This is a genomic window from Pseudomonas sp. GB2N2 (assembly GCF_054897705.1).
Map to the genome: position 1 here is coordinate 4,210,830 of NZ_CM142701.1, position 24,291 is coordinate 4,235,120.

At 60.4% G+C, this 24,291-nt stretch carries 18 protein-coding genes and 1 pseudogene; 5 read left to right on the plus strand and 14 right to left on the minus strand.

The window, feature by feature from the left end:
* Positions 1-106 precede the first annotated feature (106 nt).
* The 7 genes from ACYZT4_RS19380 to hutC all read right to left on the minus strand — a co-directional run bounded on the left by ACYZT4_RS19380 (position 107) and on the right by hutC (position 7,938).
* The gene (locus ACYZT4_RS19380; protein ID WP_461982351.1) at positions 107-937 is read right to left on the minus strand and encodes a quaternary amine ABC transporter ATP-binding protein; all 831 of its coding nucleotides are present in this window, start codon (positions 935-937) and stop codon (positions 107-109) included.
* Positions 934-1,785, minus strand: coding sequence for an ABC transporter permease (locus ACYZT4_RS19385; protein WP_045061975.1), 852 nt, complete (start codon positions 1,783-1,785; stop codon positions 934-936). Before ACYZT4_RS19385 ends, ACYZT4_RS19380 begins: the two co-directional genes overlap by 4 nt.
* 70 nt (positions 1,786-1,855) lie before the next feature.
* Positions 1,856-2,824, minus strand: coding sequence for an ABC transporter substrate-binding protein (locus tag ACYZT4_RS19390; RefSeq protein WP_461982353.1), 969 nt, complete (start codon positions 2,822-2,824; stop codon positions 1,856-1,858).
* 68 nt (positions 2,825-2,892) lie between these two features.
* Entirely contained in the window at positions 2,893-4,368 is a 1,476-nt protein-coding gene (locus ACYZT4_RS19395; RefSeq protein WP_461982355.1) for a purine-cytosine permease family protein, read from the minus strand.
* A gap of 143 nt (positions 4,369-4,511) precedes the next feature.
* Positions 4,512-6,194: a urocanate hydratase gene (gene hutU / locus ACYZT4_RS19400; protein WP_461982357.1), complete on the minus strand. Its 1,683-nt coding sequence runs from the start codon at positions 6,192-6,194 to the stop codon at positions 4,512-4,514.
* A 467-nt stretch (positions 6,195-6,661) separates the two neighbouring features.
* Complete coding sequence (locus ACYZT4_RS19405; RefSeq protein ID WP_461982359.1) at positions 6,662-7,231, minus strand: HutD/Ves family protein; 570 nt, start codon at positions 7,229-7,231, stop codon at positions 6,662-6,664.
* Positions 7,228-7,938, minus strand: a complete 711-nt coding sequence (hutC, locus tag ACYZT4_RS19410; RefSeq protein WP_172825957.1) for a histidine utilization repressor — start codon at positions 7,936-7,938, stop codon at positions 7,228-7,230. The genes ACYZT4_RS19405 and hutC overlap by 4 nt, the downstream gene beginning before the upstream one ends.
* Before the next feature lie 146 nt (positions 7,939-8,084).
* On the opposite strand from hutC, the gene ACYZT4_RS19415 reads away from it, so the two are divergent.
* Positions 8,085-9,449, plus strand: coding sequence for a formimidoylglutamate deiminase (locus ACYZT4_RS19415; protein WP_461982361.1), 1,365 nt, complete (start codon positions 8,085-8,087; stop codon positions 9,447-9,449).
* A 120-nt stretch (positions 9,450-9,569) separates the two neighbouring features.
* Here the strand turns inward: ACYZT4_RS19415 and ACYZT4_RS19420 are convergent, their stop codons facing one another.
* Complete coding sequence (locus ACYZT4_RS19420) at positions 9,570-10,139, minus strand: lipocalin family protein (RefSeq protein WP_461982363.1); 570 nt, start codon at positions 10,137-10,139, stop codon at positions 9,570-9,572.
* A 31-nt stretch (positions 10,140-10,170) separates the two neighbouring features.
* A complete protein-coding gene (locus ACYZT4_RS19425) occupies positions 10,171-10,425 on the minus strand; it encodes a hypothetical protein (protein ID WP_461982365.1) in 255 nt (84 codons plus the stop codon).
* 30 nt (positions 10,426-10,455) lie between these two features.
* On the opposite strand from ACYZT4_RS19425, the gene ACYZT4_RS19430 reads away from it, so the two are divergent.
* The 3 genes and pseudogenes from ACYZT4_RS19430 (at position 10,456) to ACYZT4_RS19440 (ending at position 12,659) form a co-directional block, all read left to right on the plus strand.
* Positions 10,456-10,608 (plus strand): hypothetical protein, encoded by a 153-nt coding sequence (locus ACYZT4_RS19430; protein ID WP_461982366.1) that lies wholly within the window; start codon positions 10,456-10,458, stop codon positions 10,606-10,608.
* A 293-nt stretch (positions 10,609-10,901) separates the two neighbouring features.
* Positions 10,902-11,753: pseudogene (locus ACYZT4_RS19435) on the plus strand (cache domain-containing protein); the annotation flags it as partial.
* 141 nt (positions 11,754-11,894) lie between these two features.
* Complete coding sequence (locus ACYZT4_RS19440) at positions 11,895-12,659, plus strand: methyl-accepting chemotaxis protein (RefSeq protein ID WP_461988743.1); 765 nt, start codon at positions 11,895-11,897, stop codon at positions 12,657-12,659.
* Positions 12,660-12,857: 198 nt separating this feature from the next.
* On the opposite strand, the gene ACYZT4_RS19445 is transcribed toward ACYZT4_RS19440, so the two are convergent.
* From ACYZT4_RS19445 to ACYZT4_RS19460, 4 genes are all read right to left on the minus strand, one after another.
* The gene (locus ACYZT4_RS19445; protein WP_461982368.1) at positions 12,858-13,868 is read right to left on the minus strand and encodes a class 1 fructose-bisphosphatase; all 1,011 of its coding nucleotides are present in this window, start codon (positions 13,866-13,868) and stop codon (positions 12,858-12,860) included.
* 157 nt (positions 13,869-14,025) lie between these two features.
* A complete protein-coding gene (locus ACYZT4_RS19450) occupies positions 14,026-15,399 on the minus strand; it encodes a DUF3999 domain-containing protein (protein ID WP_461982370.1) in 1,374 nt (457 codons plus the stop codon).
* Positions 15,396-19,025 (minus strand): DUF2339 domain-containing protein, encoded by a 3,630-nt coding sequence (locus tag ACYZT4_RS19455; RefSeq protein WP_461982372.1) that lies wholly within the window; start codon positions 19,023-19,025, stop codon positions 15,396-15,398. The genes ACYZT4_RS19450 and ACYZT4_RS19455 overlap by 4 nt, the downstream gene beginning before the upstream one ends.
* A 149-nt stretch (positions 19,026-19,174) precedes the next feature.
* Complete coding sequence (locus tag ACYZT4_RS19460) at positions 19,175-21,625, minus strand: glycogen/starch/alpha-glucan phosphorylase (RefSeq protein WP_461982374.1); 2,451 nt, start codon at positions 21,623-21,625, stop codon at positions 19,175-19,177.
* 259 nt (positions 21,626-21,884) lie between these two features.
* Here ACYZT4_RS19460 and ACYZT4_RS19465 point away from each other — a divergent pair, with 259 nt between their 5' ends.
* A complete protein-coding gene (locus tag ACYZT4_RS19465; RefSeq protein ID WP_085988407.1) occupies positions 21,885-22,325 on the plus strand; it encodes a YkgJ family cysteine cluster protein in 441 nt (146 codons plus the stop codon).
* Between the two features lie 122 nt (positions 22,326-22,447).
* Here ACYZT4_RS19465 and typA read toward each other — a convergent pair whose 3' ends face one another.
* The gene (gene typA, locus ACYZT4_RS19470) at positions 22,448-24,268 is read right to left on the minus strand and encodes a translational GTPase TypA (RefSeq protein WP_461982375.1); all 1,821 of its coding nucleotides are present in this window, start codon (positions 24,266-24,268) and stop codon (positions 22,448-22,450) included.
* Positions 24,269-24,291 lie beyond the last annotated feature (23 nt).

Below are 24,291 nucleotides of genomic sequence, written 5' to 3' on the forward strand. Positions count from 1 at the left end.
GCTTCACCGGCGCTATCGCGAGCAGGCTCACTCCTACAGGGGTGCGCATTCCAACTGTAGGAGTGAGCTTGCTCGCGATTAGGCCGCCACTGACACTGCAAATCTCTCAAACCACCGCCGCCCGCCGCTGTACGAACCGGTCGACATACTCATCCGCCGGCGAATGCAGGATTTCCCGTGGCGTGCCGACCTGAATCAGCCGGCCATCCTTGAGGATCGCGATGCGGTTGCCGATGCGCACGGCCTCGTCGAGGTCGTGGGTGATGAAGACGATGGTTTTATGCAAGGTCTTCTGCAGCTCCAGCAACTGGTCCTGCATCTCGGCGCGGATCAGCGGATCGAGGGCACTGAAGGCTTCGTCCATCAGGATGATGTCGGTGTCCGCCGCCAATGCGCGGGCCAGGCCCACACGTTGACGCATGCCGCCGGAAAGCTGATGCGGGTATTTGTTTTCGTAGCCCTTGAGGCCCACGGTGTTGATCCAGTGCAGCGCACGTTCGGAGCACATCTGCTTACTCTCGCCGCGCACTTTCAGGCCGTAGGCGACGTTATCCACAACGGTCTTGTGCGGCAGCAGGCCGAAGCTCTGGAACACCATGCTGATCTTGTGCCGGCGAAATTCGCGCAGGGCTTCCATGTCGTATTGCAGGATGTCCACACCGTCCACCAGGATCGCGCCGCTGGTGGGGTCGATCAGGCGATTGAAGTGGCGAACCAGCGTCGATTTTCCGGAACCCGAGAGGCCCATGATCACGAAGATCTCGCCGGTGCCGATGCTCAACGACAGGTCGTTCACGCCGACCACGCAGCCGGTTTCAGCCAGTACCTGATCCTTGGTCTTGCCCTGGCTGATCATGCCCAGCGCTTCCTTGGAACGGTTGCCGAAAATCTTGAAGACGTTTTTGACTTCGATCTTGCTGATGGCTTCGTTGCTCATTTGCTCACCTCATGCCGTGGCCGACCATACGCCTGAGTAATGCGGTCGATGACCACTGCCAGAATCACGATCGCCAGACCGGCTTCCAGGCCACGTCCGACGTTGAGGGTCTGAATCCCCACCAACACATCTTCGCCGAGACCACGGGCACCGATCATCGAGGCAATCACCACCATTGACAGCGCCATCATGGTGGTCTGGTTGATCCCGGCCATGATGCTCGGCAGGGCCAGCGGCAGTTGCACGCCAAACAGCTGTTGCCAGCGGTTGGCACCGAAAGCGTTGATCGCTTCCATTACTTCGCCGTCCACCTGGCGAATACCCAGGTCGGTCAGGCGAATCAGCGGCGGCGCGGCGTAGATCACGGTGGCGAAAATCGCCGGCACCTTGCCGAGGCCGAACAGCATCAGCACCGGGATCAGGTACACGAAACTCGGCATGGTCTGCATGATGTCCAGCAACGGCATCAACACCGAACGCAGGCGATTGCTGCGCGCCGAAAGAATGCCCAACGGGATGCCGATCAGTACCGAAATGACCGTCGCGACCATCATCAGCGCGAGAGTCTGCATCAGCTTGTCCCAGAGGCCAACCGCGCCCACCAGGAACAGCAAACCGACAATTACGGCGGTAGTCACGACTTTGCGCGTCGCGTGCCAAGCCACGCCTGCCACGATCGCCAGCATCAGCCACCAGGGCGCCGCACGCAGCAGCCCTTCAAGATTGACGATGGCCCACAACAGGGTGTCGGAGATCTGCCGGAACACGTCGCCGTAGTTGGTGACCAGCGAATCGACCCAACCATTGACCCAGTCGGCGATAGAAAAGGTAAAGCTTTCGGGAAACATAAGAGACTCTCAATCAAGGGGTTGCGATTGCGCCTCCGACTGCCGTTGCCGACAGTCGGAGAGGCTCAACCTACAAGGCCGCGTCGATCTTTTTGGCTGCGTCTTCGCTCACCCATGCGTGCCAGACTTCAGGATGTTCCTTCAAGAAGATCTTCGCCAGTTTTGGCGATTCGATCCGCTCTTTGGTCATCCGTCCCAGGTTCTGGTTCAGCAAGTCGATCGGCAGGTTGACCTTTTCCAGCACGGCCACCAGTTCCGGTGCTTGCTCGTGGAAAGCTTTCGAGAGGCCGACCTTGATGGTCACGCGCTTGTCTACGCCTGGCTTCTCTTCAAGCTTGACCAGGTCGACCTGGCCCATCAGCGGGGTTGGCGACCAGTAGTAGAACAGGATCGGTTCGCCACGCTTGTAGCTCGACAGCACCGCCGCATCCAGCGCTGGGCCGGTGCCTGGGCGGAAGTTGGTGTAAGTGCTTTCCAGGCCGTAGGTTTTCAGCATCTCGCTGTTGTCGAGTTCGCAGGTCCAACCGGCCGGGCAGTTGTAGAAACGGCCCTTGGACGGCTCTTCGTTGTCCTTGAACACCGAGGAGTATTTGGCCAGGTCGGCGATGTTTTTCAGGTCCGGCGCCTTGGGCTCCAGCTTGCGCTTGGCGTCGCCTTCGATCACGTAGCGCGGCACGTACCAGCCTTCAACTGCACCGACAACGGGAGCGCCGACACCGACGACTTTGCCGGCCTTCTCGGCCTTGTTCCAGACTTCGCTGCGGCCGACCCACTCTTCGGCAAACACCTGGATGTCGTTGCTGCTCAGGGCGTTTTCCATGGTGATGGAGTTGCCGGGCAGGCTGTCGGTCTTGCAGTCGTAGCCTTTCTCCAACACGACTTGCAGCACGTCGGTCAGCAACATCGCGCTTTCCCAGTTCAGGCCGGCGAATTTCACCGGTTTGCCCGACTCGCACCAACCGGCGGCCTGAGTGGCGCCGGCACTGGCCAGCAGGCCCATGGAAAGCAATGCGGTCAGCAGGGTCTTGTTCGATTTCATTGTGTGACGCTCCTAATCATGAATTGGCTTACGGCAGTCAAGAGGCATCCAGCCCTGTCCACGTCCAATCAGGCCTGCACCGCAGCGCGACCGGCCCCGCTTGTTTTATTAGGTAATGCAACGTTGTCCTGCTCGACCGGCAGGATCAAATGATCGGGTACCGAGCCGTGCCATTTTTTCGCACACAGGTAATACAAGGCGGCGGGCAGTACCAGACCGATGATCCAGGAGATGTCCACATCACCCAGAACCGCTACCAGCGGACCGGTATAGAACTTGGTGGAGATGAACGGCAGCTGCACCAGCACGCCGAACACATAGATGCTGATACCGAGCATGTTCCAGCGACCGTAGCGACCCTTCGGATCGGCCAGCGCGGGTACGTCATAACGCTCGCGGGTGATGCAGTAGTAGTCCACCAGGTTGATCGCGCTCCATGGCGTGAAGAACGCCAGCAGGAACAGGATGAAGGACTTGAACGCACCGAGGAACGAGTGCTGGCCGAGCAACGCCATCAGGGTCGCCGCACCGACGATGACCAGTACGAACACCAGACGCTGCAAGCGCGTGACTTTCAGCTCACCACGGAAACCACTGATGATGGTCGCAATGCACATGAAGCTGCCGTAGGAGTTCAGCGTGGAGATGGTGACCTTGCCGAATGCGATGCTGAAGTACAGCAGCGCAGCGGTGGCACCGGTGCCGCCCAACCCGACGATGTAGGCCACTTCGTGACCGGCAAATTGCCCGTTGGACGAGGCAGCGGCGAACACGCCGAGGATCATCGCCACTTGCGCGCCAATGACCGAACCCGCGCCAGCGGCGAAAAAGGTTTTCACCGAAGACGTCTTGCTTGGCAGGTAGCGTGAATAGTCAGCCACGTAAGGGCCGAAGGCGATCTGCCAGGAGGCCGCGAGCGACACTGCGAGCAAAAAGCTGCTCCAGCTGAAATGGCGGATTTGCAGGAGTGCGCCAACATCTGTCTGACTCACCAGACGAGCGAACAGGTAAACGAAGGCAATCACACCAATGACACTGGCAACCCGACCAATCCAGTGGATCACCCGGTAACCGAGCACCGTGACCAGCACGATGACACTGGCGAAGATCAGGATACCGACGCTGTCGCTGACGCCAAACAACTGGCCCAACGCCTGACCGGAAAGCACGGTGCCCGTGGCAGTGAAGCCGAGGTACATCAAGCACACCAGCACGATCGGGATGGCCGCCCCATAAACGCCGAACTGCACGCGGCTGGAGATCATTTGCGGCAAGCCCAGCTTGGGCCCTTGCGCCGCGTGCAGCGCCATGACACCGCCACCGAGCAGTTGGCCGATCAACAGACCGATCAACGACCAGAACACATCACCGCCCAGCACCACGGCCAGGGCCCCGGTGACAATCGCGGTGATTTGCAGGTTGGCACCCATCCACAGGGTGAACTGACTGAATAGACGACCGTGTCTTTCCGCTTCCGGGATGTAGTCGATCGAACGTTTCTCGATCAACGGTTTACTGCCTGCACGATCGGGGTTAACAGCCATGGTTCAACCTCTGTGGATTGTTATTCTGGGTTTACGCAATCCCTGTAGGAGCGAGCCTGCTCGCGATGAGGCCGGCAAATTCAACATCTTCGCTGGCTGATACATCGCTATCGCGAGCAGGCTCGCTCCTACAGGGGCAAGCATTACTTGCCGGTAATCATCGGCAGGTTCAGGCCTTGTTCCTTGGCGCAGTCGATCGCGATCTGGTAACCCGCATCGGCGTGACGCATGACACCGGTGGCCGGGTCGTTGTGCAGAACGCGAGCAATACGCTCGGCCGCTTCGTCAGTACCGTCGCAGACAATTACCATGCCCGAATGCTGGGAGAAGCCCATGCCGACGCCGCCGCCGTGGTGCAGGGAAACCCAGGTCGCGCCGCTCGCAGTGTTCAGCAGGGCATTGAGCAGTGGCCAGTCGGACACAGCATCGGAACCGTCCTGCATCGATTCGGTTTCGCGGTTCGGGCTGGCGACCGAACCGGAGTCCAGGTGGTCGCGACCGATGACGATTGGCGCCGACAATTCACCGCTGCGCACCATTTCGTTGAATGCCAGGCCGAGCTTGGCGCGCAGGCCCAAGCCAACCCAGCAGATACGTGCCGGCAGACCCTGGAAGCTGATGCGCTCGCGCGCCATGTCCAGCCAGTTGTGCAGGTGCGCGTCGTCCGGGATCAGCTCTTTTACTTTAGCGTCGGTTTTGTAGATGTCTTCGGCGTTCCCCGACAGTGCAGCCCAACGGAATGGACCGATGCCACGGCAGAACAGCGGACGGATGTAAGCAGGGACGAAGCCCGGGAAGTCGAATGCGTTTTCCACGCCTTCTTCCTGGGCCATTTGACGGATGTTGTTGCCGTAGTCGAAGGTCGGGATGCCCATTTTCTGGAAGTCGAGCATCGCTTGAACGTGCACGGCCATCGATTGCTTGGCGGCTTTGACCACCGCAGCAGGCTCGGTCTTGGCGCGAGCGCGATACTCTTCCCAGGTCCAGCCGGCCGGCAGATAGCCGTTGAGCGGGTCGTGGGCGCTGGTCTGGTCGGTGACCATGTCCGGGCGCACACCGCGCTTGACCAGTTCCGGCAGAATTTCAGCCGCGTTGCCGAGCAGGGCGATGGAAATCGCCTTGCCTTCCTTGGTGTATTTGTCGATGCGAGCCAAGGCGTCGTCGAGGTCGGTGGCCTGCTCGTCGACATAACGGCTGTTCAGGCGGAAATCAATACTCACCTGCTGGCATTCAATGTTCAGCGAGCAAGCGCCGGCCAATGTTGCGGCCAGAGGCTGAGCGCCGCCCATGCCGCCGAGGCCGGCGGTCAGGACCCAACGACCTTTCAAGTTATCGTTGTAATGTTGGCGACCGGCTTCGACGAAGGTTTCGTAGGTGCCCTGAACGATGCCCTGGCTGCCGATGTAGATCCAGCTGCCGGCGGTCATCTGGCCGTACATGGCCAGGCCTTTGGCGTCCAGTTCGTTGAAGTGTTCCCAGCTCGCCCAGTGCGGCACCAGGTTGGAGTTGGCAATCAATACGCGCGGGGCGTTGCTGTGGGTCTTGAACACGCCGACCGGCTTGCCGGATTGCACCAGCAGGGTCTCGTCGTCGTTCAAGTTGGTCAGGCTCTCGACGATCTTGTCGTAGCATTCCCAGTTACGCGCCGCACGACCGATGCCACCGTAAACCACCAGTTCTTTAGGGTTCTCGGCCACTTCCGGGTCGAGGTTGTTCATCAACATGCGCAGCGGCGCTTCAGTCAGCCAGCTCTTGGCGGTCAGCTTGTTGCCGCGTGCGGCACGAATTTCGACGTCACGGTATTTAGTGGGCTTATTGTCAGTCACGAAAAAGACTCCTCAGCGATCAATTCAAACCAACCCTGGCAGTGGGCAAGCCAGCCTGTGCGCGTCAAAGCGCCACAAGCGAATCAGTGGACGCTGCGAGGAGTCTGGAACAACTCATACGCATACGTCTTTACTTGTACATACAAGCATATGCAATCAAGCGGCCAACTTATGGGATGGGTATTCAAGAAAAATGTCGGAAGGTCTGGAGAAGCTGTAGATCAAGGGTTTGCGGAGGATGAAAATTTTCTGGGGGATTTTGCGAGGGTGAGCCCGCTTGTTACTTGAGAAGGGTTTTGCGCCACGCTGGGGCGTTCGGTAACAAAGTGGTGCGCTTTCGGGAACGTGCTTAGGGGGAACTTGCAGGAGCGAGCCTGCTCGCGATGGTCGTGAACGATAACGCGTAAAAACCAGATGCCCTGCGGCGCCTAGGTGTTTTTCGCGAGCAAGCCCGCTCCTACAGAAGATCAGCGTGCGGTCAGTTCGATCACGCAGCAAGCGCCGTTACTGGAGACGTCCAGCAAGCCGGTGTTACCGATCAGTTGCAGGCAGTCATGGCGACCCAGTTGCTGTGCGACGTCATTTACATTCACTTCCAGCGCATCACTCAGACTGAACACCAACACTGTCCCAGCCTCGCTGAAAAACCGCTGCTCGCCGCAAAGCCACTGCAACCGCGCACTGAAACGTTGCGGCGCATAAATCAGGTTGAAATCGCGAATCGGTCCGCCCAGCAAGGTGCAGGTCACGTGGCTTTCACCGCTGAAGGCAAACGGGTCCAGCGGTGACAACGCCCGCGTGTCTTGGCCATCAACGCGCAAGGTCATGCCTTCGCCTTGCAGTACGGTGATGATCCGCTCGTAACCCGCGAAGGTCGAGAACCCGCCCGACTCACCAATATCGGCAATCGACAGGCGCCAGCCGAAACCGTCGAGGCCGATGCCTGCGTCGCGGGTGATTTCTTCAGTGCTGCCGCCGCCGTTTTTCCACGGCATGCGTGGGTAATCAACTGCGCGTAAAACCTTGATGTCGCTCATTTATGAAACCGACCTTCCAGACGATGACGGGAACCGGGATGGATCAAACGTGCGGCGGTCACCGGTTGACGGCCGGACCAGGTGCGGCGACGAATCAGCAGGCACGGCTCGCCCTTTTCAATCTGCAGCAATTTGCATTCTGAAGCCTCGGCCAGAATTGCCTCAACCACGTGCTCGCCTTCGGTCAGCGGCGCCACCTGGTTCAAGTAGGCGTAAGGCGTTTGCAGGGTGAAATCCTGCTTGAGGTATTCCGGAGCAACCAGCGCGTTGACGAAACGGTCTTCGATTTGCACCGGGATATCGTTTTCGAAATGCACGATCAGCGAGTGAAAGACTTTCTGGCCTTCACGCATGTCCAGCGCCAGCGCGCGCTCGGACCCGGCGGCTTCCTCTTCAAGCGTGATCACCTTGCACGTATGGCGATGGCCACGGGAGGCGATTTCGTCAGCGATGTTGTGCACTTCAAACAAGGCGGACTGGCTCTTCGGCTCGGCGACAAACGTGCCGACGCCCTGCATGCGTACCAACAGGCCGTCGGCGGTCATCTCGCGCAGTGCGCGGTTGATGGTCATGCGGCTGAAACCGAGCTGGCTGACCAACTCGCTTTCCGACGGAACGCGGTAGTGCGGCGGCCAGTTTCCACTGTCGATTTGCTGGGTGATCATCTGTTTGACGCGGGCGTACAAGGGCGCCGGACTGTCGCCCATGTGTGCGGCCAACGGTGACACTGGGGGCGGAGTCGGCACGGTAAATCCTTGTTCGTTTGGTATGGGTTGCTAGCTTGCCGGAGTTTACCGAGCAGGCAAACGTCTGTATATGTATATACAAATAACACACGATGGGGTGCTGAACCATGTCCGCCTTCTTTGCCGAACGCGCGCTGCTGCCTAGTGGATGGGCCAACAATGTACGTCTTGAGGTTAGCGCCGACGGCGTTTTGACCCATATCCAGGCCGATTCCCACGCAGATGGCGCCGAACGGCTAAGCGGTCCGCTTTTACCGGGAATGCCGAATCTGCACTCCCACGCCTTCCAGCGAGCCATGGCCGGGCTGGCGGAGGTGGCAGGGAATCCGGACGACAGTTTCTGGACCTGGCGCGATTTGATGTACCGCCTCGTCGGAAAAATCAGCCCGGATCAGCTCGGCGTGATCGCCCGTCAGCTGTACATCGAAATGCTCAAGGCTGGCTACACCTCGGTCGCGGAATTCCATTACGTACACCACGACACTAACGGCCAGCCTTACGCAGATCCCGCCGAACTGGCGCTGCGCATCAGCCAGGCAGCCAGTTCCGCCGGTATTGGGCTGACGCTGCTGCCAGTGCTTTACAGCCATTCCGGTTTCGGCGGCCAGACGCCGAATGACGGTCAGCGCCGTTTCATCAATAGCACCGAAAACTACCTGAAACTTCAGTCACGCCTGCAGCCGATCCTCGCGCAGCAACCGGCGCAATCGCTGGGCCTGTGTTTTCACTCGTTGCGCGCGGTAACACCGCAGCAGATCAGCGAAGTGCTGGCGGCCAGCGACAAGCAGTGCCCGGTGCACATTCACATTGCCGAACAGCAGAAGGAAGTCGACGACTGCCTGAGCTGGAGCGGTCGCCGTCCACTGCAATGGCTGTACGAAAACACCCAAGTCGATCAGCGCTGGTGCCTGGTCCACGCGACTCACGCCAACCCGGAAGAAGTGACGCTGATGGCGAAAAGTCGCGCCATCGCCGGTTTGTGCCTGACCACCGAAGCCAACCTCGGCGACGGGATTTTCCCGGCGGTGGATTTCCTCGCCCAGGGTGGACGCATGGGCATCGGTTCCGACAGCCATGTGTCGTTGAGCGTGGTGGAAGAATTGCGCTGGCTCGAATATGGCCAGCGCTTGCGTGACCAGCGGCGTAACCGCTTGTACGGTGCGGATCAGCCAATGGTTGGGCGGACGCTGTACGACGCTGCGCTGGATGGCGGCGCGCAGGCGCTGGGGCAACCCATTGGTGCGCTGGAAGTGGGCAAACGTGCAGATTGGCTGGTGCTGGACGGCAACGATCCATACCTGGCGACGGCCAATGGCGACGGGATTCTGAATCGTTGGTTGTTCGCCGGTGGCGATCGCCAGGTGCGCGATGTGCTGGTCAATGGCCAGTGGGTTGTGCGCGATGGGCACCATGCTGGGGAAGAAGAAAGCAGCCGCGCGTTCACCCAGGTGCTGCGCGACCTCTTGGGTTGACACAAACGAAATGTGGGAGGGAGCCTGCTCGCGAAAGCGGATTATCAGCCAACATGATTGTTGGATTTGATGGCCCTTTCGCGAGCAGGCTCGCTCCCACATTTTTGTACGCGGCGTTCGTTAGTTCGAGGTCTTGGCCATCTGCGTATCCGTCGCACGCCAGATCAGTCGCGTCGTGTCGTAACCTTGCTGACGCGCCTTGCTCAGCAGCTCTTCACGCACCACACCGTTGACGCTCGGGGTTCGCGACAGCAGCCATAGATATTTGCGGCTCGGGTCGCCGACGATGGCGGTCTTGTAGTCGTCGCTGACGTACAACACCCAATACTCGCCCTTCGCCACGCCCGGTATCAGGCGGGAAAACCACGTATCAAACTCGACCCACAACTTGTCCGTTTTGCCCGGCACCTGTGGATAAGCCGTGCCCTTGGCCTCTTCCCATGTCCAATCCGCGGTCAGGCAGCGATTAAGCACCAGCACGGTACCGTCAGGCTTGAGCGTGTAATGCGCTTCGGATTGCGCACAATTGCGCTGGAAATACATCGGCAAACGCGCCAACTCGTACCAGGTCCCTTGGTACTTCTTCAGATTGACGCTGTTGACGGTTTTCGGCGCCAACGGATCTACGCCAGAAGTGGCGCAGCCGGCCAATACCAGGCCGGCAAAAAGGAGGATCAATAACCGCTTCATTGTTTTTCTCCCGTGGGCGCAACGCCCCGGTTTATTTCAGGCCTTGGCCGGAAAACATCAACACTTTGTCACCGGCGTACTGCACGCTGATAAAGCTGTTCTTGTCGCCCCAGGTGCAACTGGACATGCCAAGCGCGCCCGAGCAATCGGTCGGCTTGCCGAGCAGATTTTCCACCTCGGCCTTGGCCATGCCTGCCGACAATTTGGAGTAGTTTTCCTGATTGATCTTGCCGCATGCGGCCAGCAACACGCAGAACGAAAGCAGGGCGATGGAACGCAGCGACATGGAGTAGCTCCTGGAGCGAAGGGGATTGGCATGACTGCCAAGCTGAAGCTTAGAAGAGAAAACCCCAATCTGGTTCCCTGCCGGAACGCCTATTTATTGGCCCGCTCGTCTGCGTTTTGCCAAAAAATCAGCGACTTTCCCGTGCTGTTGAACATTTCGTCGGTTTTGCCGAAAACCGCCTAATCTTTGGCGCCGCTCAGTCGACACTGTAGGAGCGAGCTTGCTCCGGGCGGCGCTCCGACGATGGGCGTCAACGATAACGCGTGCTTGCTGACTTCAGGCTGAAATCCATCGCGAGCAAGCTCGCTCCTACACAAGCCCCCTCCGCGGTAGTGCATTTAATGACCAGAAACATGAAGTTCAGCCATAAAATCCTGTTGGCTGCTGCCCTCGTGGTGGCCGTTGCCTTTGCCTGCTTCATCCTGTTCAACGACTACCGCCAGCGCCAGACGCTGCGCAGCAGTACCGACTCGTCGATGCAGGAACTCGGCAGCCTGACCACCAGCAACATCCAGACCTGGCTGGAAAGCCGCATCCAGCTGCTGCAATCGCTGTCCCAGCAGATCGCCGTGGACGGCAGCGCACAGGCCAGTCTCAAGCGCGCCATCGACCTGCCGGCCTACACCAGCAATTTCCAGCTGAGCTACTTCGGTGGCACCGACGGCGTGATGTTCTCGGTCCCGGCCGGCAATCGCGCCGCCGACTATGACCCTCGCGCCCGTGGCTGGTACAAGGCTGCCAACAGCGCGCAACAGACCATCGTCACCGAACCCTACATCGCCGCCTCCTCCGGCAAACTGGTGATCACCGTCGCCACGCCGGTGCAGCGCCAGGGCCAGATGATCGGCGTTGCCGGTGCTGACATCGACCTGTCCAGCGTCAGCGCGATCATCAACTCGCTGAACTTCGGCGGTCATGGCCATGCCTTCATCGTCAGCGCCGACGGCAAGATCCTGATTCACCCGGACAGCAAACTGGTGCTGAAGAACCTCGCTGAAGCCTACCCGAACGGCGCACCGCAAATCAGCCCGGGCATGAAAGACGTCGAGATTGACGGCAAGCGTCAGTTCATCTCTTTCACCCACGTCAACGGCGTGGCGTCGGCGGACTGGTATGTGGCGCTGGTGCTCGATCAGGAAACGGCCTTCTCGATGCTCAGCGAATTCCGCACCTCGGCGATGATTGCCATGGTTATCGCGGTGGTGATCATCATCGCGCTGCTGGGCATGCTGATCAGCTTCCTGATGCAGCCATTGCTGACCATGGGCCGCGCGATGCATGACATTGCCGAAGGCGAAGGTGACCTGACCAAACGCCTGACCATTCACGGCAATGACGAATTCGGCGCCTTGGGCACCTCGTTCAACCGCTTCGTGGAACGTATTCATACCTCGATCCGCGAAGTGTCCTCGGCCACCGGCCAGGTCAACGAAGTCGCCCTGCGCGTGGTTGCCGCCTCCAACTCGTCGATGTTCAACTCCGACCAGCAAGCCTCGCGAACCAGCAGCGTCGCCGCCGCGATCAACGAACTCGGCGCCGCCGCCCAGGAAATCGCCCAGAACGCCGCCCTCGCCTCGCAGCATTCGAGCGACGCCCGCGCCTTGGCCGAAGACGGTCAGCAAGTGGTGGATAAAACCATCGCGGCGATGCAGCAACTGTCGGCGAAGATCAGTGACTCGTGTGGCAACATCGAAACGCTCAATAGCAACACGGTCAACATCGGGCAGATTCTGGAAGTGATCACCAGCATCTCGCAGCAGACCAACCTGTTGGCGTTGAACGCCGCCATCGAAGCGGCCCGTGCCGGTGAAGCCGGTCGCGGTTTTGCCGTGGTAGCCGATGAAGTGCGCAACCTGGCGCATCGCACCCAGGATTCGGCGCAGCAAGTGCAGAAGATGATCGAGGAACTGCAAATCGGCGCCCGTGAAGCCGTGAGCACCATGACCGACAGCCAGCGCCAGAGCGAAAGCAGCGTCGGCATCGCCAACCAGGCCGGCGAACGGTTGGGCAGCGTGACGCAGCGCATCGGCGAGATCGACGGGATGAACCAGTCCGTGGCAACGGCGACCGAAGAACAGACCGCTGTGGTGGAGTCGATCAACGTCGACATCACCGAGATCAACACGCTGAACCAGGAAGGGGTGGAGAACTTGCAGGCGACGTTGCGGGCGTGTTCGGACCTTGAACAGCAGGCATCGCGCCTTAAGCAGTTGGTCGGTAGCTTCAGGATTTAAGCTGTATTTGAGGGCCCCTTCGCGAGAAGGCTCGCTCCCACATTAGATTTGTGTCGTGCACACATCCAATGTGGGAGCGAGCCTGCTCGCGAAGATGGCATCAGCCGCGATGAAGATCCAGCAGCGAGCCACCACTTTCGGTGATTCGGAGTCTCCGAACCACCTTTCAGACAGGGGCTGCCAGGCGCGCCGTCCTGTTTATTCCTTGTGGTAAGCCGTGGCGCGGGCGACTTCTTCTTTCGAGCCGAGGAACACCGCTACGCGCTGGTGCAGGCCTTCAGGCTGAATGTCGAGGATGCGTTGATGGCCATCGGTGGATGCGCCGCCAGCCTGTTCAACCAGGAACGACATCGGGTTGGCTTCGTACATCAGGCGCAGTTTGCCCGGCTTCGACGGCTCGCGGCTGTCGCGTGGGTACATGAACAGACCGCCACGGGTCAGGATGCGGTGCACGTCGGCAACCATCGCCGCGACCCAGCGCATGTTGTAGTTCTTTTTCAACGGTCCTTCTTCGCCCGCCAGCAATTCGCTGACGTAGCGTTGTACCGGCGCTTCCCAGTGACGCGAGTTGGACATGTTGACCGCGAATTCCTGGGTGGTTTCAGGAATGGTGATGTCTTCGTGGGTCAGGACGAAGCTGCCCATTTCACGGTCGAGGGTGAAGCCCTTGACGCCATTGCCCAGGGTCAACACCAGCATGGTCTGTGGACCGTAGATCGCGTAACCGGCGGCAACCTGCTGAGTGCCTGGCTGCAGGAAGGCCTTTTCGTTCAAAGGCTCGTTCTGGGTCAGGTATTCGTTCGGGCAACGCAGCACGGAGAAGATCGTACCGACCGGCGCGTTGATGTCGATGTTCGACGAACCGTCCAGCGGGTCGAATACCAGCAGGTACGCGCCTTTCGGGTATTTGCCCGGAATCTGGTAGGCATTGTCCATTTCTTCGGACGCCATGCCGGCCAGGTGACCGCCCCATTCGTTGGCTTCGAGCAGGATGTCGTTGGACATCACGTCGAGTTTTTTCTGCACTTCACCTTGGACGTTTTCGGTGCCCATGCTGCCCAGAACACCACCCAAGGCGCCTTTGGACACAGCGTGGCTGATTTCTTTACAGGCGCGCGCCACCACTTCGATCAGGAAACGCAGATCGGCAGGGGTGTTGTTGCTACGGGTCTGCTCAATCAAATAGCGACTCAGGGTAACGCGGGACATGGAAGGCTCCGGTGGAATGGGGGGCTGAAAACCCGCGCAGTTTAACGCGAGTCGGGGCGCATTTCCTCCTATCAGACGTGATACGCCCAATAGAGTTCATGCGCCGGGTTTAGCGTAGTCCGCAATGGGCATTTTTACCGGCTGACAAACCGCCTTCTCAGGAACTGGCCGGAGGTTTACGCAAGAGGCTGAACGCCATCGCCGCCAAGAACAACACGCTCAGTAACAGCACCGCCCACAGCCCGAGCTTCTTCCAGTGGGTGTCAGCCGCAACCGTCGAAGTGACGGGCGAAGTCGGTATCACCACCGCCCCGCTCGCTACAGTCGCCTTGCCCAGCGCCGCCCACTTCGCCGCGCTGTAATCCGGAATCAGCGTCGACAACGGCAAGTTCGCGGACTTCACCGTCGCACTGCCCAGCGCCAGCGTATAAGGCCCGGCGCCGCGTGCCAGGAACACCAGTTGCGTCGAGCGTACGGCAAATTTTACAGTCGGTGCCTCCGCTCCCAGTCCGCCGCCGCGCTCATCCACCGTCAGCTTCAACTGCTGCACGGTTTGCCCCGGCAACTGCAATTCGTTTTGCACCACGTCCTGGCCGTTTTGGGTCAGGCGATAGAGCAGACCGCTGCTCAGCCGCTGCCAAGGCAGGCTGCTGTCCCGACGCCCGGACAAGGTCACCGGGGCCAGGCTGTTCGGCTGACTGAGCTCGACCTGCAAGCGTTCGACATTCAGCCCCATCGGCAACTGCCAGGTGTATTCCCCTGCCTTCACGCTGTTGCCGGCCAGCGCCTGCGACCAGACCAATGGCAGCGGCAAGCTGCGGGTACTGGCGCTTTCCAGTTGTGCCAAGGTCAGCGTAGGTGCCGATTGCGGCGTGCTCCACAACAGGCGCAGATAGCGCGCCGATTGCCCCGGCAAGCCAACTTCATGTTGCTCGACCCGCTCGTCGGCGAAGGTCAGGCGCGCCACCTGGCCGTCGCCCCACGACTGCCAATGCTGCAAGTCGTCGCTGGCTTCGATGCTGAAACGCTGGAAGCCGTCGCGCTCGCTGGTCCAGTCGAGGACCAACTGCTGCAACGGCGCCTTGATGCCGCTGGCATCGAGCAACCAGCCGCGCAGCACTTCTTCGCCCGCCTCCAGCTGACTGGACGGCTGCACTTCGACCAGCGCGCCGTTGGCGCTCGATTGCACCCGCACACTCGGCGCGCGCTCGGTGGAATCCGCCGAGGTGTACAGCGGGAACCACTTCACGTCAGTCAGCGTGCGGTTTTCGCTGGTTTGCGCGGTTTCCCGCGCCAGCGCGTAGGCCTGAGCCTCACCCGCCGCGTTGAACACGCGCACGTCACTCAGGTCGGTTTGCCGCGCATTCAATTGCACCGCCAGGGGCAACTCCAGGCGATACCACGGGCCTTCGCCGCTCACGGTCAACGGCACTTGCGTGGCGAAATCCGCCGGTTTTTCCTGCGCGCTGGCCGACAGCGTTATGCCTATGGCCACCGCCCCCAACCAGGCAAGGTTCAGCTTCTGACTCAAGACGACACTCCTTCGGTTTGCGGCGCCGGCCCTTCAGGGTCCGTTGCGCCTTGGCGCGCAGCTTCGGCGCGTTTGGGCGGTAACGGGGCGAAATAGCCCACCACCAACAGCAACACGCCCACGCCGATAAAAGAGACGATCCGCGCCAGCCCGCCACGGTTACTCAATTCGACAAAAAACAGTTTGGCGACCACCACCCCGATCAGCGCCGCACCGATCAGCCAGACTTCGCGACGATGACGCAGATGGCCGCCGATCATCAGACTCAGCGCCATCAAGGTCCAGACGATCGACAGACCGGCCTGCACCTGCATCGACGCGAGCAGCACATCCAGCTCGAACGGCACGCGGCCCCAATGGTGGGCCGTGCGATTCACCAGCGCGGTGAAGAACGCAAACAGCGAAACGCCGGCAATCAGTTGCGTGGCGTGATCGAAGAGGTCCTTGCGGATTGCCCGTTGCGTCACCGCACTGCGCGCCCACACGTAGACACCGAACAGCGCAAACAGCAGGCCCAATTCCAGCGGATTGATCAGCGGCACGTATGGCAACGGTTCGGCAGTACCGTCGCTGACGATGTTAGCCAGCCAGAACCAGCCGAGCATCAGCAACGCCAGCGGTGCCGCTGCGTACAACCGGTATTCGCGTGAGTACGCCGACACCGGCCACGGCCCGCTGCGCGGTGCCGCCATCGCCACCAGATACAGACTTGGCAGAATCGCCCAACCCAACCAGCGCCAGGCGTTGTATTGCTCGGAAAGCAGCAACAAAGCGTAGCGCAGCTCCAGCGCCAGCACACCGATCAACAGCCAGCAGCCGAGCACGTGAGCGGTGCTCAAGGATCGAGTTGGCAGCATCGGCGCCAGCCGCCGCAGCGAGATGAAATGCACGACGAACACCGCCGCCCACGCGAGCCAGCCGAAATCCGCCGCCGGGTGATAACGAGAGTGCCAAGCGGCGAGCAACACCACGCCGGACGCCGGAATCAGCAACGTGCAGAGAAGGCCCAGCGACGGCCATTTCAGGCGCAACGCCAGCACGGTCCACAGCGCAACGCTCAGCGCCGCGACCGCCAGCAGCAAAGTCGCCTGCAGATTCACCGGCGCAAATCGCAGCACTTCACTGACCCACGCCAGCGCCCACCAACCGGCGCCCCACACCAGCAACACCTCGGACAAGCGCTGCAAACTCAACACATCGAACGCTGAAGCGTGGTTGCCGAGCTGCAAGCGCCAGGCGCCGACCAGCGCTGCCAGCCCCAACACCCACGGCGTCCAGAAACCGCTGTGCGCCAGCGGCTTGAGCCCTTCGCTGGCCAGCGGCCCGAGAAACTCCGGCCCGGCAAACAGGAATGCCGCACCGCCAATCACCTGCAACAGCAGGCCGAAGACAAAACTCACGCGCTGCTTCAAGTACAGGCTCAGCCAGATGATCAACAAACCACTGGCCGCCCACATCGCACTCGCGGTTTGCCACGGCAGCACGAACAGCACCGCCAGATTGATCAGCACCAGACCGGCCAGCAACACCACCGACACACCGCGCAGCAGCCGAACGTCGCTGCGTACCATCTCGTCGCGCGCGGCCAGCAACATGCCGGCGATCAATGCCAGACCAATCAGCGAGGCACTGAGCAAACCGCTCCAGCCGGCACCGAACACCGCGCCGGACTCACCGCTGGAACCTTGCAGTCGCAACAGGAACAACGCTCCACCGAGCAATTGCACGGCAAACGCGGTGAACAGGAAAGTCCGCGATTGCAGGCGCAGGCCGACGAACAACGTCGCCAGACCCGCGAGCGCCCAAGCGATCGCCGTGCCGTGGGTGAAAAAGAACAGCGGCGCCAACAGATAGAGAAAGGTCAGGCCCAGGCTCGCCAACACCGGCAACCCTTTGCGCTCCCACTCCGACGCCTGCTCAGGTAACGCAGTGCGCAACTGATAGAAACTGAACAGCAACGCCGCTCCGAGCATCAACGCGCCCAGCGGTGCGCCGTCGAGCAGGCTGCTTTCACCGAGGCGCAATTCGCTGAGAAACGCCAGCGCCGAGCCCAGTTGCAGCAGCAACGCAAAAGCACGGGCCAGTGGCCGCTGCTGGCGCAAACCGAGCCAGAAAATTCCCGCGCCTTCCACGGCCCAGGCCGCCGCAGTCCAACGCGCATCCAGGCCCAGCGGAATTGCCAGGCTGGCGAAGATAACGCCCAGCGCCAGGCAGGTTTCCGCCAGCAACAGCGCGCGTCCACCCATCAGCAGTCGCGCCAGGCCCATGTAGATCATGCCCAGCGCGAGGGCGCTGAAGGCGGCGGCAAACGCCAGGTGCTGAATCAGCGCGAATTGCAAACCGAAGCCCACCAGCGGTGGGCCAAACAGCATCGTGCCGTCGACATAATCACCTTTGCGCGCCGACCAGCGCAGCAAGGCCTCGCGGCTGGCGTCCTCGGGCGCGTCGCTCATTTCCAGCAACTTGCGCCGGGCGAACAGCAGGCCGATGGCCAGGTACATGAGGAAAAACACAATCAGGAACGGCTCGGTGCTCCACAACAGTTCCGGCGTGTAGGAGCGCAGGCCCCAGGCGAAACCGATGCCGAAAGTGCCGACGAAACCGATCAGGTTGAGCAAGCGCCAGGCCTTGAACCAGGCGATGGCAAGGATGCCGGCGTTGAGCAAAGCGAAGTAGCTGAACAGCGCGATGTGGTTGCCGGCGCCAGTGGACGTAAGAATCGGCGCGGCGAAACCGCCCAGTGCCGCCGCGCACGCCAGCGCCAGGGAATCCTGGGTGATGGCCAGAATCGCCGAGAACACCGTCACCGCCACCAGCAAACCGAGCGCGGCGGTCGGATCGAGCAACGGATGCAAACGCATCGCCGCAAAGACTGTCAGGTACAGCACGGCAATCCCGGTGCCTTGCAGCATCAACGCATAGTTGTTGTTGCGATGACGCAGCCACCAGCCCAAACCGAGCAGGCCTAGAGCAGCCGCTGCCACCCCGGCATAACGCATTTCAACCGGCACCACCATGCCTTCGGTGGCGTAGCGCAGCAGAAATGCCAAGCCTAGGAACAGCAACACCACGCCGATTCGCAGCACGGTGTTGCCGCCGAACAGCCAGCTACGCGCACCGCTGATGGCACGCTCGATGACGTTCGGGCCGCGGGGAATTTCAGGTTGCTGCGGTTCGCGGGCGACCGGTGCGGGTTTCCAGGCATCGTCCGGCAGCGCACGACTGGTTTGCGTGGCCGCCGCGGTGATCGGTTCGAGTTCGGGTGGAAGCTCCCAAACCATTTGCGGGGTCTCGTCGGGGATTTCTTCGAGCGTGAAAACGGGTGAAGGGGCGGGCTCGCCGGGGACGGGTTCCTCAGCAACCGCTTGGCTGTCAACCGGATCGCGGGTGGGCGACGCCTTGACGCCAGGCACCTCCAGCAACGCAAGGCGTTGCTGGACCGCGTTCAGCGCTACCTGCGCCTGCTCCAGCAGAACGCGCTGTTCGTCAGCCTGCGATCCCAATCGGGCGATACGAATGGCCTGGCCGAAGGCCAACCCGAGCAACGCGCCCAATAGCGCATCGCTGAACGACTCGTCGAGTATCCCGCCCAACACCAGCCCAATCAGCATGAAAATCCATTGCATGGTCGATATCCCTAAGCGGCCTATTGCCTGCGTTGTCCGCGTCGTCTGCGCTGCCCGCGATTGAGCGCGCAGCGCTCACAGAAACTGGCGCTCAGTATATCGATCAGGCCCAACAACCGTCGGGCCTTGCTCGCAATTATTGCTAAAAGTTACTCCAACGCCTTCCAAATCTCGGTGGCGTACTCGCGAATGGTCCGGTCGGAGGAGAACCAGCCCATGCGGGACGTGTTCAATACCGCCGAGCGCCACCACTCGTTCGAGTTGTGCCAATGGGCTTCAACGCGCATCTGCGCGTCCCAGTAGGAATCGAAATCGGCGCAGACCAGGAAGCGGTCGTAGTCGATCAACGAATCGATCAGGCCGGCGTAGCGGGACGGATCGTCCGGCGAGAACACCCCGCTGCGAATCGCTTGCAGCACATCATTGAGCCGATGGGACGCGGCAATGTCCGGCGTCGCATTGAATTCATGATTCTGCTTGCGCGCTTCAACCTGCTGCGCGCTGAGGCCGAAAATGAACATGTGCTCGGCGCCGATGCGTTCGCACATTTCCACGTTGGCGCCGTCGAGCGTGCCGATGGTCAGCGCACCGTTGAGACCGAATTTCATGTTGCTGGTGCCCGAGGCTTCGAAGCCCGCTGTGGAAATCTGCTCGGACAAATCCGCCGCCGGGATAATGCTCTCCGCCAGGCTGACGTTGTAGTTGGGCAGGAACACCACTTTGAGCAAGCCGCGCACGGTCGGGTCGTTGTTCACGACCCGAGCGATGTCGTTGGTGAGTTTGATGATCAGCTTGGCCTGGTGATAACTGGCCGCGGCCTTGCCGGCGAAGATCTTCACCCGTGGCACCCAGTCGATTTCCGGCTCGGCGCGAATAGCCTGATACAGCGCGACGGTGTGCAGCAAGTTGAGCAACTGGCGTTTGTACTCGTGGATTCGCTTGACCTGAACGTCGAACATCGCCGCCGGGTTGACCGCCACCCCGAGGCGCTCGTGAATGATGTACGCCAGGGCCTTTTTGCTGTGCAGACGCTGTTCGGCGAAGGCCTTGCGGAACGCAGGCTTTTCGGCGAACGGCTCCAGTTCCTGCAGGCGCGCTTCAGCGTTGTCCAGCAAATCCGGGCCGAGGGCATCGACCAGCATCGAGGTCAATTCCGAGTTGGCCTGATAGAGCCAGCGGCGGAAGGTAATCCCGTTGGTCTTGTTGTTGATGCGATCCGGGTAAAGCTTGTGCAGTTCGGAGAACACGGTTTTGCGCATTAGCTGCGTGTGCAGCCCGGACACGCCGTTGACGCTGTGGGAGCCGAGGAACGCCAGGTTACCCATGCGAACCCGGCGTCCGTTGTCTTCCTCGATCAGCGACACCGCACGTAGCACGTCGAAGTCATGAATGCCTTTAGCCCGTAGCGAATCGATGTGCTGGGCGTTGATCAGGTAAATGATCTGCATGTGCCGTGGCAGCATCCGTTCCATCAAACCGACCGGCCAGGTTTCCAGCGCTTCGGGCAACAGCGTGTGGTTGGTGTAAGAGAGCGTGTCGACGGTGACCTGCCACGCAGCGTCCCACGCCACATCGTAGACGTCGACCAGCTGACGCATCAGCTCGGCCACGGCAATCGACGGGTGAGTGTCGTTGAGCTGGATCGCCGCATGATCGCCCAGGGTCAGCACCGAGGTGTGCATGTTGCGATGGCGTCGCAGCAAATCCTGAAGCGACGCGGCGACAAAGAAGTATTCCTGACGCAGGCGCAGTTCCTGGCCAGCTTCGGTGCTGTCGGCCGGGTAAAGAACGCGAGAGATACTTTCCGCCCGGGCCACTTCAGCGACCGCGCCCAAGTGGTCGCCGGCGTTGAAGCGTTCCAAGTGCAAATCTTCCACCGCGCGGGCGCGCCATAGACGCAGCGTGTTGACGCTCGCCCCGCGCCAGCCGACCACCGGGGTGTCGTAGGCAATGGCGCGCACGGTCTCGCCCGGGGTCCAGACTTGCTTGGTCTTGCCGTTCGCGTCGGTCAGGGTCTCGACGCTGCCGCCGAAGCCAATCGGGTAAACGACCTCTGGCCGCTCGAATTCCCACGGGTTACCGAAGTCCAGCCAGTGTTCGGTCTGTTCCTGCTGCCAGCCGTCGACAATCGCCTGACGGAACAAGCCGTGTTCGTAACGAATGCCGTAGCCGTGGCCGGCGATGCCGAGGGTCGACATGCTTTCCATGAAACACGCCGCCAGACGACCAAGGCCGCCGTTGCCCAGAGCCGCGTCGGGCTCCAGCAGGCGAATGCGTTCCAGGTCGACACCGAGCTCGGTAAGCGCCTCGCGCGCGACGTCCAGCAGGCCGAGGTTGCTCAGGCTGTCGTAGAGCAGCCGGCCGATGAGAAATTCCAGGGACAGGTAATAAACGCGTTTCTGGCCTTTGCGGTAGATCTGCCGGGTGTGGTCCATCCAGTGCTCGACCATGTGGTCGCGCGCCGCCAAGGCAATGGCTTCGAACCAGTCATGGTCGAAGGCGTGATCCGGGTCTTTGCCCACCGCGTAGGTGAGCTTGGTCAAGACGGCGTCGCGGAATGCGGCCACCTCTGCTTCGCGAACAAGTGGTTCTTGAGTCATCGATAGGACCTCGAGCGAGCTTTGAATGGTCTGAGCCTAGACGGTCTGACAGGCGGTAGAGGCTCTGGTTCGGCAGTTTTTCCCGTTAGTACTTGTCAGGTCGGCATTACCTTGTCGAATGGCTGAATCAATGCAGGGCCCGTGCCGGAATTCACCGGTTACTGGACACCCCTTGAAAAATCTGGCGAAAGGTTGTTCAAAAATCCACCAGTCCCGGTATGATCGCGCGCCCTGATGCACACGCTGGTAACAACCGATGATGAAACCCAACCTGATCGCTGCCGCCGAGATTGATCGCCTCGATACCTGGGCCAAGTACTCTGCGCCGATGTGCGGCTCTTGCATATCCAGCTGCTGCACATTGCCGGTCGAGGTCAAGATCAAGGACCTGATCCGCATTGGCATCGTCGACGAGTTCGAGCGCGGCGAACCGGCGAAGAACATCGCCAAGCGGTTGCAGAAGGAAGGGATCGTCGAGCGTTACAGCCAGAAGACCGAGATCTTCACCCTCCAGCGCATGAGCAACAACGATTGCCTGTACCTGGATCGTAAGAGCCGTCTGTGCACTATTTATGAAAAGCGCCCGGATACCTGCCGCAATCACCCGAAAATCGGACCGCGTCCGGGGTATTGCGCTTACAAGCCGAAAGAAGTGGCGCGCGAGACGAGCAGCAGTCGTCGTCCGCTCGAGAAGTTCTGATCCGCAATCTCGCTGTCTGATCGGGCCTCATCGCTGGCACAAGTACCGCACAATCCCCAGACAAATAAAAACGCCCCCGACCTTGCGGTCGGGGGCGTTTTTTTGTCAGCTAACTAAATGACTCAGTTACCGGACTTCTTGGCAGCGCGGGTACGCTCGCTTTCGCCCAGGATCTTCTTGCGAAGACGGATGGACTTAGGAGTGACTTCGCACAATTCGTCTTCTTGAACGAACTCCAGCGCTTGTTCCAGAGTGAAACGGATAGGCGGAACCAGAGCGATGGTTTCGTCTTTACCCGAAGCACGCATGTTGTCGAGCTTCTTGCCTTTGGTTGGGTTGACGCCCAGGTCGTTGTCGCGGCTGTTGATACCAACGATTTGACCTTCGTACACGTCTTCACCGTGGCCGAGGAACAGTTTGCCGCGAGCTTGCAGGGTTTCCAGCGAGTAAGTCAGCGCCTTACCGGTAGCAACCGAAACCAGCACGCCGTTCTGACGGCCGGACATGTCGCCGGACTTCATCACGTCGTAACGGTCGAAGATCGAGGTCAGGATGCCAGCACCCGAAGTCAGGGTCAGGAACTCGTTACGGAAACCGATCAGGCCACGTGCAGGGATGTTGTATTCAAGACGAACACGGCCCTTGCCATCCGGAACCATGTTGGTCAGATCGCCCTTACGGATACCGATCTGTTCCATGATCGAACCTTGGGATTCTTCCGGCAGGTCGATGGTTACGTTTTCGTACGGTTCGTGCTTGACGCCGTCAACCATGCGGATGATCACTTCTGGACGACCAACACCCATTTCGAAGCCTTCGCGACGCATGGTTTCGATCAGTACCGAAAGGTGCAGCTCACCACGGCCAGAGACTTTGAACTTGTCGGCGGTGTCGCCTTCTTCAACGCGCAGGGCAACGTTGTAGAGCAGTTCTTTGTCCAGACGTTCTTTGATGTTACGGCTGGTGACGAACTTGCCTTCACGGCCGCAGAACGGCGAGTCGTTAACCTGGAAGGTCATCGAAACGGTTGGTTCATCAACGGTCAGCGGCTTCATCGCTTCAACGTTCTGTGGGTCGCACAGCGTGTCGGAGATGAACAGCGACTCGAAGCCGCTGATGCAGACGATGTCGCCGGCAGCTGCTTCTTCAACGTCAATGCGGTGCAGACCGTGGTGACCCATCAGCTTCAGGATACGGCCGTTACGGCGCTTGCCGTCGGCATCGATCGCCACAACCTGGGTGTTCGGCTTGACGCGACCACGAGCGATACGGCCAACGCCGATGATGCCCAGGAAGCTGTTGTAGTCCAGTGCCGAGATTTGCATCTGGAACGGGCCGTCACGGTCGACTTTCGGCGCTGGTACGTTGTCGACGATCGACTGGTACAGCGGGGTCATGTCTTCAGCCATGTCGGTGTGTTCCAGACCGGCAATGCCGTTCAGGGCCGAGGCGTAGACGACTTTGAAGTCCAGCTGTTCTTCGGTGGCACCGAGGTTATCGAACAGGTCGAAGATCTGGTCCAGAACCCAGTCCGGACGTGCGCCTGGACGGTCGACCTTGTTGATGACCACGATTGGACGCAGGCCGGCTTCGAAAGCCTTCTTGGTCACGAAACGGGTTTGCGGCATAGGGCCGTCTTGAGCGTCAACCAGCAGCAGAACGGAGTCGACCATCGACATTACGCGTTCAACTTCGCCGCCGAAGTCGGCGTGGCCCGGGGTGTCCACGATGTTGATGTGGTAGCCGTTCCAGTTGATGGCGGTGTTCTTCGCCAGAATGGTAATACCGCGTTCTTTCTCCTGGTCGTTGGAGTCCATCACGCGCTCGTCGTTGAGCTCGTTGCGCTCCAGGGTGCCGGATTGACGCAAGAGTTTGTCTACCAGGGTGGTTTTACCATGGTCAACGTGAGCAATGATGGCGATGTTGCGTAGATTTTCGATCACTTGTGTATCTCGATCAGAGGATT

What these genes read in the sequence shown, in the direction of transcription:
- ACYZT4_RS19440 (WP_461988743.1), top strand. Translation starts at nt 11,895, where the DNA reads ATGTTCAACTCCGACCAGCAAGCCTCGCGAACCAGCAGCGTCGCCGCC.
- ACYZT4_RS19390 (WP_461982353.1), bottom strand. Translation starts at nt 2,824, where the DNA reads ATGAAATCGAACAAGACCCTGCTGACCGCATTGCTTTCCATGGGCCTG.
- ACYZT4_RS19380 (WP_461982351.1), bottom strand. Translation starts at nt 937, where the DNA reads ATGAGCAACGAAGCCATCAGCAAGATCGAAGTCAAAAACGTCTTCAAG.
- ACYZT4_RS19415 (WP_461982361.1), top strand. Translation starts at nt 8,085, where the DNA reads ATGTCCGCCTTCTTTGCCGAACGCGCGCTGCTGCCTAGTGGATGGGCC.
- ACYZT4_RS19405 (WP_461982359.1), bottom strand. Translation starts at nt 7,231, where the DNA reads ATGAGCGACATCAAGGTTTTACGCGCAGTTGATTACCCACGCATGCCG.
- ACYZT4_RS19430 (WP_461982366.1), top strand. Translation starts at nt 10,456, where the DNA reads ATGACTGCCAAGCTGAAGCTTAGAAGAGAAAACCCCAATCTGGTTCCC.
- ACYZT4_RS19395 (WP_461982355.1), bottom strand. Translation starts at nt 4,368, where the DNA reads ATGGCTGTTAACCCCGATCGTGCAGGCAGTAAACCGTTGATCGAGAAA.
- ACYZT4_RS19455 (WP_461982372.1), bottom strand. Translation starts at nt 19,025, where the DNA reads ATGCAATGGATTTTCATGCTGATTGGGCTGGTGTTGGGCGGGATACTC.
- ACYZT4_RS19420 (WP_461982363.1), bottom strand. Translation starts at nt 10,139, where the DNA reads ATGAAGCGGTTATTGATCCTCCTTTTTGCCGGCCTGGTATTGGCCGGC.
- ACYZT4_RS19385 (WP_045061975.1), bottom strand. Translation starts at nt 1,785, where the DNA reads ATGTTTCCCGAAAGCTTTACCTTTTCTATCGCCGACTGGGTCAATGGT.
- ACYZT4_RS19465 (WP_085988407.1), top strand. Translation starts at nt 21,885, where the DNA reads ATGAAACCCAACCTGATCGCTGCCGCCGAGATTGATCGCCTCGATACC.
- ACYZT4_RS19445 (WP_461982368.1), bottom strand. Translation starts at nt 13,868, where the DNA reads ATGTCCCGCGTTACCCTGAGTCGCTATTTGATTGAGCAGACCCGTAGC.
- ACYZT4_RS19460 (WP_461982374.1), bottom strand. Translation starts at nt 21,625, where the DNA reads ATGACTCAAGAACCACTTGTTCGCGAAGCAGAGGTGGCCGCATTCCGC.
- hutC (WP_172825957.1), bottom strand. Translation starts at nt 7,938, where the DNA reads ATGGGCGACAGTCCGGCGCCCTTGTACGCCCGCGTCAAACAGATGATC.
- ACYZT4_RS19425 (WP_461982365.1), bottom strand. Translation starts at nt 10,425, where the DNA reads ATGTCGCTGCGTTCCATCGCCCTGCTTTCGTTCTGCGTGTTGCTGGCC.